This is a genomic window from Nonomuraea cypriaca, assembly GCF_015645445.1.
GTDB lineage: Bacteria > Actinomycetota > Actinomycetes > Streptosporangiales > Streptosporangiaceae > Nonomuraea > Nonomuraea cypriaca.
The window spans coordinates 1-10,766 of sequence record NZ_JADOGI010000304.1 but is presented as its reverse complement, the minus strand read 5'-3'; the positions used below and the strand labels follow the sequence as shown (position 1 = coordinate 10,766).

8 protein-coding genes are annotated in these 10,766 nt (G+C 69.0%); 6 read left to right on the top strand and 2 right to left on the bottom strand.

The window, feature by feature from the left end; genetic code table 11:
* Nucleotides 1-126: 126 nt before the first annotated feature.
* Nucleotides 127-1,257: a non-hydrolyzing UDP-N-acetylglucosamine 2-epimerase gene (gene wecB, locus ITP53_RS49830; protein ID WP_195902501.1), complete on the bottom strand. Its 1,131-nt coding sequence runs from the start codon at nt 1,255-1,257 to the stop codon at nt 127-129.
* A 56-nt stretch (nt 1,258-1,313) separates the two neighbouring features.
* Between wecB and ITP53_RS49825 the strand changes: the two genes are divergently transcribed.
* The 6 genes from ITP53_RS49825 (at nt 1,314) to hisC (ending at nt 9,149) form a co-directional block, all read left to right on the top strand.
* The gene (locus ITP53_RS49825; RefSeq protein ID WP_328818374.1) at nt 1,314-2,984 is read left to right on the top strand and encodes a glycosyltransferase family 4 protein; all 1,671 of its coding nucleotides are present in this window, start codon (nt 1,314-1,316) and stop codon (nt 2,982-2,984) included.
* A gap of 118 nt (nt 2,985-3,102) precedes the next feature.
* On the top strand, nt 3,103-4,365 hold the full coding sequence (locus ITP53_RS49820; protein WP_195902499.1) for a nucleotide sugar dehydrogenase: 1,263 nt from the start codon (nt 3,103-3,105) through the stop codon (nt 4,363-4,365).
* Between the two features lie 19 nt (nt 4,366-4,384).
* Nucleotides 4,385-5,473, top strand: a complete 1,089-nt coding sequence (locus ITP53_RS49815; protein ID WP_195902498.1) for a glycosyltransferase — start codon at nt 4,385-4,387, stop codon at nt 5,471-5,473.
* Between the two features lie 40 nt (nt 5,474-5,513).
* On the top strand, nt 5,514-7,304 hold the full coding sequence (locus ITP53_RS49810; protein WP_195902497.1) for a DUF4434 domain-containing protein: 1,791 nt from the start codon (nt 5,514-5,516) through the stop codon (nt 7,302-7,304).
* A gap of 64 nt (nt 7,305-7,368) precedes the next feature.
* The gene (locus ITP53_RS49805; RefSeq protein ID WP_195902496.1) at nt 7,369-8,034 is read left to right on the top strand and encodes an NUDIX hydrolase; all 666 of its coding nucleotides are present in this window, start codon (nt 7,369-7,371) and stop codon (nt 8,032-8,034) included.
* Nucleotides 8,035-8,090: 56 nt separating this feature from the next.
* On the top strand, nt 8,091-9,149 hold the full coding sequence (hisC, locus tag ITP53_RS49800) for a histidinol-phosphate transaminase (protein WP_195902495.1): 1,059 nt from the start codon (nt 8,091-8,093) through the stop codon (nt 9,147-9,149).
* 105 nt (nt 9,150-9,254) lie between these two features.
* Here hisC and ITP53_RS49795 read toward each other — a convergent pair whose 3' ends face one another.
* Entirely contained in the window at nt 9,255-10,214 is a 960-nt protein-coding gene (locus ITP53_RS49795; RefSeq protein WP_195902494.1) for an EamA family transporter, read from the bottom strand.
* Nucleotides 10,215-10,766: the final 552 nt, after the last annotated feature.

The window sequence follows — 10,766 nt, the reverse complement described above, 5'->3', positions numbered from 1 at the left end:
TTGTTTTTTTTGGGGGGGGGGGGGGGGGCCCCCCCCCCCCCGCGGGAGGGCTCTTCGGGGGAATCGGCCATGGTGGTACGCCTATCGCTCAGCGGAGGTATGTCATGGTACGGCCAGAGCCGCCCGCTATGAGGGTCGTTTGGCCTGGGAAGCAGGCGCCAGGTTGTCCCCCTTGAGCCAGGCGGTGATCACCTTGGCGATGCGCGGCCCGGCCTGACCGTCCCACAGCACCGGAAGTTCGCCGGCCGGCGTGGCGGCGCCGTCGGCCAGCGCCTTCTCCGCGGCGGCGGGCAGCAGGGCGGGCGTGACCAGGCGGTTCGTGCCGTGCGTGATGGTGATCGGCCGCTCGGTGTTGGGCCGGACGGTCAGGCAGGGGACGCCCAGCATCGTGGTCTCCTCCTGCACGCCGCCTGAGTCCGTGACGACCAGCGCGGAGCCGCGTACGAGTGAGAGGAAGTCCACATACCCCAGCGGGTCCACCACCTTGATCGACTCACCGTCGACCAGCCCGGCAGCGGCCAGCCTGGCCTTGCCGCGCGGGTGGATCGGCACCACGAGCGGGATCTGCCGCGCGACCTCCAGCACCGCGTCGACCAGTTCCTTGGCGGCCTCCGGGGTGTCCACGTTCGCGGGGCGGTGCAGCGTGGCGACGGCATAACGAGCGGGTATGGCAAGCCGTTCGACCACGGGCGCGGGGTCGAGTGACGGCAGCGCGGAGAACAGGCTGTCGATCATGGGGTTGCCCACCAGGTGCACCTTGGACGCGGGCACGCCCTCGTTCGCCAGGTAGGACAGCGCCTCGGGCGAGGTGACGAAGAGCAGGTCGGCCAGTGCGTCCGTGACGACCCTGTTGACCTCTTCCGGCATGCCCCGGTCGAACGAGCGCAGACCCGCCTCCACGTGCGCCGTCCTGACGCCCAGCTTGGCGCAGACGAGGATCGCGGCCAGCGTCGAGTTCACGTCGCCGTAGACCACGACCAGGTCGGGCTCCTGCTCCTGCACGACCTCCTCCAGGCCGACGAGCAGGGCCGCGGTCTGCTTGGCGTGACTTCCGGAGCCGACCCCCAGGTTCGCCACCGGATCCGGCAGGCCGAGATCGGCGAAGAACACGTCGGACATCAGTGCGTCGTAGTGCTGACCAGTGTGGATGATGCCCTGCCGCACGCCGAGTTCACCGAGTGCACGGACCACCGGGGCCGCTTTCACGAAATTGGGACGAGCACCCAATACGTGCAGGACCAGGGGGTTCTCCCTCATTGACCTCGCCTTTCATGACGGAAGGGAAAAAACGCTGCCTATGGTACGGTCACCGCGTGGCATCCGACGCCAGTCGTCAAGACTCCTCTAAGGTTTCCGCGAAGTCCGCCCGTGCCGGCGTCGGTGGACTTCTCAAGGGCTTCGTCCAGCACCCGATCATCGTCTCCCGCGTCGTCGCGACGAAGGTCAAGTCCGACCCCGTCCGGGTGGCCCAGGCCGCCGCCGACGCGCTCCCGCCCCGGCTGCGTCCCGTCGTGGGCAAAGTCGCGTGGCCGGCCGCGCGACGGGCCAGGCGCATGGTGCGCAAGTTCGGCATGCGCGTGATCAAGGGGCCGTGGAACGAGGCCAAGGAGCACTGGGACGCCGGCCGGGTCAGCGAGGCCGCCGCGGTGCTCGAAGCCCACACGAAATACCCGTTCGTCAAGCGCCGGGCCGCCTACTACCGGGGCGAGCTGGCCGCCATCAGCCCCGACCCGATCCCGCCCGAGCCCAAGGTGGCCATCCTGACCCGGGTCCAGAACCGGGTCCTGCACGTGGTCACGAACGCGCTGCCGTACACGCAGGCCGGCTACACCGTCCGCACCCACCGCATCGTCACCGCCCAGAAGGTCGCGGGGATCGACCCGCACGTGGTCACGAGCTGGGGCTGGCCGATGCTGCAGGGGCACGCGGACGCGCCGCCGTTCGAGGAGATCGACGACATCCCCTATTACCGGCTGCTGCCGGACGGGCACGGCGAGATGCCGTTCGAGACCCAGGGGCGCATCATCAGGGGCGCCGCCGCGGTCACCAAGCTCGTGACCCAGTTGCGGCCGCAGATCCTGCACGCCGCCACCGACCACCGCAACGGCTCGATCGCCCACGCCGTACGCGACAGGACGGGCACGCCCTTCGTCTACGAGGTACGCGGCTTCCTGGAGGAGACGTGGGCCTCGCGCGACCCGATCAGGGTCGGCAGCCAGCGCCACGTGCTCCAGCGCGAGCGCGAGGCGTTCCTGATGCGGGAGGCCGACGCGGTCGTCACGCTGGCCGAGACCATGGCGACGGAGATCGTCGAGCGCGGCGTGCCCAGGGAGAAGATCCACCTGGCGCCCAACGCGGTGGACGACACGCTGCTGACGGCCCACTACGACGGCGCCTCGTTCAGGGACGCGTACGGCATCGCGCCCGGAGAGATCGTGGTCGGCTCCGTGTCGAGCATCGTGGCCTACGAGGGATTCGCCACACTGCTGCGGGCCGCGGCGCTGCTGCGCGACGAGCGCACGCCGGTGCGCGTGCTCATCGTGGGCGACGGCACCGAGCGCGACAACCTGCTCGAACTGGTCGAGGAGCTGGGCCTGGAGGACGCCGTCCTGCCCGGGCGGGTCGGTCCCGAGGAAGCGCTGCAGGCGCAGGACGCCATCGACATCTTCGTCTGTCCTCGCGAGGACCTGCGCGTATGCCGACTTGTTACTCCATTGAAACCCGTCGAGGCGATGGCGCTCGGAAAGCCCGTCGTACTCAGCGATCTGCCCGCGTTGTCCGAGCTTGTCGGCTCGGACGGAGCCGGGCTGCTGGTCCCGCCCGGCGACCCCGCTGAGCTCGCCAAGGCGCTCGCGGGACTCCGCGAGGACCCCGCCAGACGAGCTGAGATGGGTGAGGCAGGACGGGCGGAAGTGGCGGCGAAGCGTACTTGGAGTCGCGTTGCCGACTCTTATCAAGCTCTATACCGATCTCTTGCCGAATGATGACCTACAAGATGGCTGTCTCTTGTGACGGGTTCGGTCGCATTAGGCGTGAGCTAGGTGGACTTGAGATAGCCTTTGCGACCATGAAGTGTTGTCTCCGGCTCTCTAAGGCACAGCTGTGACAGAAATCGACTTGGCTGTCATCGGCCTGGGTTACGTCGGCATGCCGCTGGCCAAGGAAGCGGTGAACGCCGGCCTGCGGGTCGTCGGCGTGGACGTCGACCCTGGCAAGGTCGACGCGCTCAAAGCCGGGCAGTCCTACATCGATGACCTCACTGACGCCGACCTCGAGCACATGCTGGCCAACGGGTTCAGCGCCACGCTCGACGAGGCCGTGCTCGCCCGGAGCAACACGATCGTCATATGCGTGCCCACTCCGCTGGACGAGGACCACCGCCCGGACCTGTCCGCTGTGGAGGGCGCGACCAAGGCCGTCGCGCGCAACCTGAGCAAGGGCACGCTCGTCGTGCTCGAGTCCACCACCTGGCCAGGCACCACCGACGAGGTGGCCAGGCCGCTGCTGGAGACCTCGGGGCTGGTCGCGGGGGAGGACTTCCACCTCGCCTTCTCGCCCGAGCGCATCGACCCGGGCAACCCCAAGTTCGGCCTGCGCAACACACCCAAGGTCGTGGGCGGCTACACGCCGACCTGCCGCGACCGGGCCACGGCGTTCTACGGGCGGTTCATCGAGCAGGTGGTGCCGGTCAGCGGCACCCGCGAGGCCGAGATGGCCAAGCTGCTGGAGAACACCTACAGGCACGTCAACATCGCCCTCGTCAACGAGATGGCGATCTTCTGTGACGAGCTGGGGATCGACCTGTGGGAGTCGATCGAGGCCGCGGCGACCAAGCCGTTCGGCTTCCAGAAGTTCCTGCCGGGACCGGGAGTCGGCGGGCACTGCATCCCCGTCGACCCGTCCTACCTGTCGTACACCGTGCGCAAGCTCGGCTACCCGTTCAGGTTCGTCGAGCTGGCGCAGGAGATCAACGAGCGGATGCCGTCCTATGTGGTGGCCCGCGTCCAACGCTTGCTGAACAGGTATAAGAAGCCCGTAAACGGCGCCAGGGTGGTTATGCTCGGCGTCACGTACAAACCGGATATCGCCGACGAGCGTGAGACCCCGGCGCTCCCCGTGGCGCGGGCGCTGCTGGAGCTGGGCGCCGAGCTCTCGTTCGTGGACCCGTACGTCAAGGAGTGGTCTGTAGACGGCACGCCGGTGCCGCGTGAGGAGGACCTGGCCGAGGCGGTGATCAACGCGGACGTTTCGCTGCTCATGCAGCAGCATGCCGCGTTCGACCTCGACATGGTCGAAGCGAAGGCCAGTCTCGTGCTCGACACCCGCGGCGTTCTCGCCGAGGGTGAACGCGTCGAGCGGCTGTAGCGACGGAGGGCTGCGCGCAGTGCACGTGCTCGTCATGACGGTGGTGCATAACCCCGAGGACGCCCGGATCCTGCACCGGCAGATCCGCGCCTTGGTGGATGCCGGTCATGAGGTCACGTATGCCGCCTCTTTCACCGCCTTCGGCGTCGTCCCCCGTCCTTGGGTCACCGGTGTGGATCTTCCCAGGGCGGCTCAGCGGAAACGCCTTTCCGCGATGTGGGCCGCGCGGCGGCTGTTCAAACGCATGCGGGACAAGGTCGATCTCGTCCTGGTCCACGACCCCGAGCTGCTGTTCGCCGTGTGGGGCATGCGTAACAGGCCGCCGGTGGTGTGGGACGTGCACGAGGACACCCCGGCCACGCTCTCGCTCAAGCCCTGGCTGCCCTCGCCGCTGCGGCCGCCGGTGCGGTTCATGGCGCGCATGCTCGAAGGCACCGCCGAGCGTCACCTGCACTTAATGCTGGCCGAGACGGCGTATGCGGGCAGGTTCAAGCACGCCCACCCGATCGTGCCGAACGAGACGTGGGTGCCCGACTCCGTGACGCCTCCTGGGGACGACCGGGTCGTCTATCTGGGCTGGTTGTCCAGGGCCAGGGGCGTGGTGGAGGCCGTCGAGGTGGCCAAGCTGCTGCAGCCGTACCGGGTGGCCGTGGAGCTGATCGGGTACGCCGACCCGCAGAGCCGTCCCGTGCTCAACCAGGCCGTCACCGAGGGCCTGCTGGAGTGGCGCGACTTCATGCCCAACGACGAGGCGCTGAAGCGGCTCGACGGGGCGCTGGCCGGGTTGTCGCTGCTGCACGACGAGCCCAACTACCGGCACTCGATGCCCACGAAGATCGTGGAGTACATGGCGCACGGCATCCCCGTCATCACCACACCGTCGCCGCGCGCCGTCGAGCTGGTGGAGCGCTACGACAGCGGCGTCGTGGTGCCGTGGGAGGACCCCAAGGCGGTGGCGCAGGCCGTACTCACTCTGCGGGACGACGTACGCGAGCGGCGGGCGCAGGGCGCGCGCGGCTACGCGGCGGCCCGCGCGAACCACCACTGGCCCAACTCCGCCAAGCGCTTCGTCTCCCAGCTGGAGTCCTGGGCCGGAGTGAAGCGGTAATCCGATCGAGGGCGGTAGGGGTAAGGGTGGGTCTCTGAACGTGCGCTGGCTCTTATTGGTCGCGGGCGCAGCCCTCGTGGCCGTGGTCGCGGCGGTGCTCGTGGTCCTGCCGTCGTCCTCGGACAAGCCGAAGCCCGTGGCGAGCAAATCGCCGCGGACGACCGAGCCGTCCCCGAAGGTCAGCGAGTTCACCGACCCCTGTGGAACGTTCGACACCGAGCAGCAGGCCAAGTACGCGATCACCGGCTACTGGATCACCCCCAAGTCGGACCCCTGCACCTGGCGCGGCCAGCTCCAGGAGATCCACCAGGTCGGCGGCGACACGATCATCAGGATCGGATACGGCCTGCAGTTCCGCGAGGTGACGGACGACGGCGAGATCCTGGCCAAGGACGGCACGCTCGACTCGCTGTACAAGGCGTGCGAGGAGGACGGCCTGACCTGCCACGACTCGGCGGAGCGGGACCTCAGGCAGGCCAACCCGGACAACCGGATCGGCCGCACGTACGTCTACCGCACCGACGAGTCATTCGGCCCTGACGTGTTCCGCTGCCCCGAGATGGAACACAGCATCAGGGTGGGCAACCGCATCTACTACCGGCTCATCACCCAGGTCGACGGCTCGGACGACGCCACCTGCGACTTCAGCGGCAAGGCCGCCTCCTACGACATGATCCTGGTGGCCGGCTCGCCCAAGGACAGCCTGAACGAGCTGCTCGACCTGGGCGACCAGTTCGGCATGCGGGTCTTCCCCGCGCTGCCGCTCGCCCCGCGCGACTCCAAGACGCCGACCAGGGCGGAGACGCGCCACCTCGGCACGCTCACCACGCTGACCCGGCGCATCCTGCAGGACTACGGCGTGCGCTACGCCGACCGGCCCTCGCTGGGCGGCGTCTACCAGCCGTTCGAGGTCCAGATGTCGGACACCCTGGCCGGCAACCCGACGCTGGAGGTGTACGCCGACCAGCACACGATCGTCGAGCAGGAGCTGCCCGGCAAACCCATCCTGATCAGCCCGTACCTCGACGCGCGCGAACGGGTCGCGTTCGGCCAGTCGCCCAAGCAGGTGGCGGAGGGCTTCAAGGCGCTGGCGCAGACCGGGGTGGGCATCATCGCGCCCCAGGACAGCCGGGGGACCGGCAAGGTCGGGCTGTACTGGCCGGACGAGGCTTCCAGTCAGGTGGACGAGCGGCTGCGGCCGGTGGTGGGCGAGTCGACGTACGAGACCGCGTACCAGGGGTCCACGCGCGACTACTACCGGGAGATGGCGGCGGCCAGGGAGGAGATGGTCGAGGTCGGTTACCAGGTGCAGCTGTGGGCGAACGTGGAGGCGTTCGAGCCGTCGGGCGAGGAGCCGTGCGCCCCGCAGGGGACGCGCGGCAAGACCGACAAGAAGCGCCTGGACCAGGCCGTGACGATGGCCGGACGTTACGTGCAGAAGATCGTCTCCTACATGTGGAGCGACTTCATGACCTGCGGCAAGCCTTCACTCGAGCAGGAGATCGCCGCGGACTGGCAGCGGCCGATCGCCGTGGACGCCATCCGCCGGCCCAGGGACGTCCAGGACGGGGTGGAGGTGCGCGGCTACAACTTCACCGGCGGCACCGTCACCGTCGAATGGTCGGGGGGTACGAAGGAGCTGGTGGTGTCCGAGGTCGGATGGCTGGAGCAGAATCCGGATCCGGCGGAGGAGCTGCCCGTCGGGATGGTCACGGCCTGGGTGCCGTTCGACTGGAGCCAGGTGCCTGGCGGGGAGTGGGTCAAGATCGGTGTGAAGGGGCCCTCCGGGCAGTCGACCACCGAGCCGTTACACGTACGCATCGTCACGTAGGCTCCGGCGCGTACCGTCCTCGACGTGCTCATGGTGGCCCGCGACTGCGTGTAGCCTGCCCTGCATGGTTCCGAGCATCCCGGTCAGCGTCGACCTGGTCGTGCTCACCGTGCGCAACCAAGCCCTGAGCGCCCTCGTGTGGCGGCGCGACAATCCGCCGTTCCTGCGGCGCTGGTCGCTGCCCGGCGGCTTCATCCAACTGGACGAGGACCTCCCGGCCGCCGCCCAGCGCATCCTCGCGGAACGCGCCGGCCTCCCGGGCGCGCCGGTGCACCTGGAGCAGCTCCAGACGTACGGCTACCCGGACCGCGACCCCCGCCAGCGCGTCCTGAGCGTCGCCTACCTCGGCCTGGCCCCGGACCTGCCCGCCTCGGAGAAGGCCCACATGAGCTGGCAGGCGGTGGACGCCCTGACGGTCATGGCCTTCGACCACCGCCGCATCATGCTGGACGGCATCGAGCGGGCGCGGGGCAAGCTCGAGTACACGTCGCTGGGCGCGGCCTTCTGCCCGCCGGACTTCACGGTGGCGGACCTGCGCCGCGTCTACGAGATCGTCTGGGGCCGCCCCCTGGACCCGCGAAACTTCCACAGGAAGGTCACCAAGGCGGAGGGCTTCCTGCTGGAGACCGGCGCCACCACGACCAGGGATGGCGGCCGCCCGGCCAAGCTCTACCGGCGTGGCCCGGCCGAGCTCCTGCACCCGCCGATGCTCCGCTCCCTCAAGGAGTGAGCCCGCTGGCCTGGACGGATGATGCCGCACGCCGCCGCGCCTCTTAAGGTTAGGACATGCCTCGTTTCCGCCAGATCCTGGACACAATGACCGCCTACAAGCCGGGCAAGGCCGTGGTGGCTCCCGACGGGCGGTCGTACAAGCTCTCCTCGAACGAGTCCCCGTACGACCCGCTGCCCTCCGTGGTGGAGGCGATCGCCGAGGGAGCGCGGCAGATCCACCGGTATCCGGATCCCGGCTCGGTCAAGCTGACGGAGGCCATCGCGGCGCGGTTCGGCGTGCCGGCCGACCACATCGCGCTCGGCGCCGGCTCGGTCACGGTGGCGCAGCAGTTGCTGGAGACGGTGGGCGAGCCCGGGGTCGAGGTCGTGTACGCGTGGCGCTCGTTCGAGGCGTACCCCCTGCTCGCCGACCTGGCCGGGGTGAAGTCGGTCATGGTGCCGCTGGCGGGCGAGGACCACGACCTGGACGCCATGGCGGAGGCGATCAACGACCGGACGCGGCTGGTGTTCGTGTGCAACCCGAACAACCCGACAGGCACGGCCATACGCAGGGGCGCGCTGGAGGCGTTCCTCGACCGGGTGCCCGAGCACGTCCTGGTGGTGCTCGACGAGGCCTACCGCGAATACGTGCGCGACGAGGACGTCCCCGACGGCCTCACGCTCTACCGGGACCGGCCCAACGTCTGCGTCCTGCGTACGTTCTCGAAGGCGTACGGGCTGGCCGGACTGCGGGTCGGCTACATGATCGGGCAGGAGCCTGTGGCGTCGGCGGTGCGCAAGACGATCGTCCCGTTCGCGGTCAACCACCTCGCGCAGGTCGCGGCCATCGCCTCGCTCCAGGCGGAGGATGAGCTGCTGGAGCGGGTCGAGCGGGTGGTCAAGGAACGGACCCGGGTCCGCGAGTCGCTCATCGCCCAGGGCTGGACGGTGCCGCCCACCGAGGCGAACTTCGTCTGGCTCAGGCTCGGCGAGCGCACCCTCGACTTCGCCGCCGCCTGCGCGAGCGAGGGCGTGGCGGTGCGGCCGTTCGCCGGGGAGGGCGCGCGCGTGTCCATCGGCGACCCGGAGGCCAACGACGCGTTCCTGGCCGCCGCCAAGGCATTCCCCCGCTAGCCCCGTTTTCCGCCCGTCACCGCCGCCGACCTGCGCCGATCACTCACAGTGCAAGACCGCTGTAGCGGCCGGCCCGCGACGATGCGGCGTGTGCGGAAAACGGGGCTAGACCACCTCCGCGGGGGCCTCCTCGACCGCCGGCCGGACGCTGGTCTTCGATCTACGGCGTCGTCGTTCGGTGGACACCACCAGCGCGACGCCGACCAGGATCACCAGACCACCGAGCACTACCTGCGTCGTCACGTGCTCGTTCACCACCAGCACGCCCAGGATGACGGCGACGACCGGATTGACGTACGCGTACGTGGAAACCAGCGAGATCGGCGCGTTGCCGAGCAGCCACGTGTAAGCCGTGAATCCGACCAGCGACCCCACCAGCACCAGGTACGCCAGCGCCGCCCACGACCGCCCGGAGATCACGGCCGGGTCGAGCCGTTCGCCGAACGACAGGCCGGCCAGGGTCAGCCCGGCCCCGCCTGCCACCATCTCGACCATGCTGGCCGCCCACACGTTCGAGGGCATTGGGATCCGCGCCGACAGGAACGACCCGATCGACCACGACAACGAGGCCACCAGGATCACCACGATGCCGGACGTGCTGGCCGACTCGCCGCCGCCGTTCAGCGACAGCGCCGCGACCCCGCCGAACCCGACCAGCACCCCCGCCAGGGTCAGCACCTCGGGCCGGTCCCTGGCCACGATCCTGAACACCACCAGCCACAGCGGCACGGCCGCGACGAGCAGGGCGGCCAGGCCCGAGGAGATGTGCTGCTCGGCCACCGCCACCATGCCGTTGCCGCCGGTCAGCAGCAGCAGGCCGACCAGCGCGGCCCCGCCGAACTGCCGCCACGTCATCCTGAACGGCGCCCGCCCGTACCTGATCGCGAGAAAGCCGCCGAGCAGCAGCGCCGCCGTCACGAACCGCAGCGCACCGCTGAGCATCGGCGGCATGGTCTCGATCGCGATCCTGATGCCGAGGTACGTCGAGCCCCACACTACATAGACGATGGCCAACGCGCTCCAGACCAGAACCGGAGCCCGGCTGTCAGTAGTGTTCGTACGCATGGCTCATGACCATACCGGTCAACCACGACAAAATCGCGCGATTATCGGACTCGTAACGCGGGCGGGATCAGCGGTTCTCTCCGCGATCAACGCCGCCCAGGCGGCCGCGGACCTCACGACGCCGTGTCCGGAATGGCCTGCGCCTGCCGACCCCATAGACGATCCCGCGCCCGCCGGCCCTTCCAGCGCCCTCACAGCCCCGCGTAGCCGCTTCCCAGAACCCACTCACTCCACGACAAAACTCCGGCCCCGCGACCACGCCCGAAAACCACGCCCCCGCAACCAAGGTGACAGGCCCTCAGTCCCCAAGTTGCCCAAAAGCCAAGAAGGCCACCCATAAACGAACAAGCACACCAGTGCACCCAGGCCATCGGCAGATCGCCGGCCCGAAGAAGGGGGAGGGAAGTCCGCACCAGAAATTTTGGTGCCCCCGTCCGAATCCCATCGATCGGGGGCGTGGAAGAACATACCCGCATCTACACGCGTCAACCAATAAGTTCACAAGAGTCAACACTCAAGTTCGCAAAGCTGACATCCCCCGTCAATGCCCCC

Excerpts from the sequence above, each read along its gene's own strand:
- hisC (WP_195902495.1), top strand. The coding sequence starts at position 8,091 with ATGCCTCGTTTCCGCCAGATCCTGGACACAATGACCGCCTACAAGCCG.
- wecB (WP_195902501.1), bottom strand. The coding sequence starts at position 1,257 with ATGAGGGAGAACCCCCTGGTCCTGCACGTATTGGGTGCTCGTCCCAAT.
- ITP53_RS49805 (WP_195902496.1), top strand. The coding sequence starts at position 7,369 with ATGGTTCCGAGCATCCCGGTCAGCGTCGACCTGGTCGTGCTCACCGTG.
- ITP53_RS49795 (WP_195902494.1), bottom strand. The coding sequence starts at position 10,214 with ATGCGTACGAACACTACTGACAGCCGGGCTCCGGTTCTGGTCTGGAGC.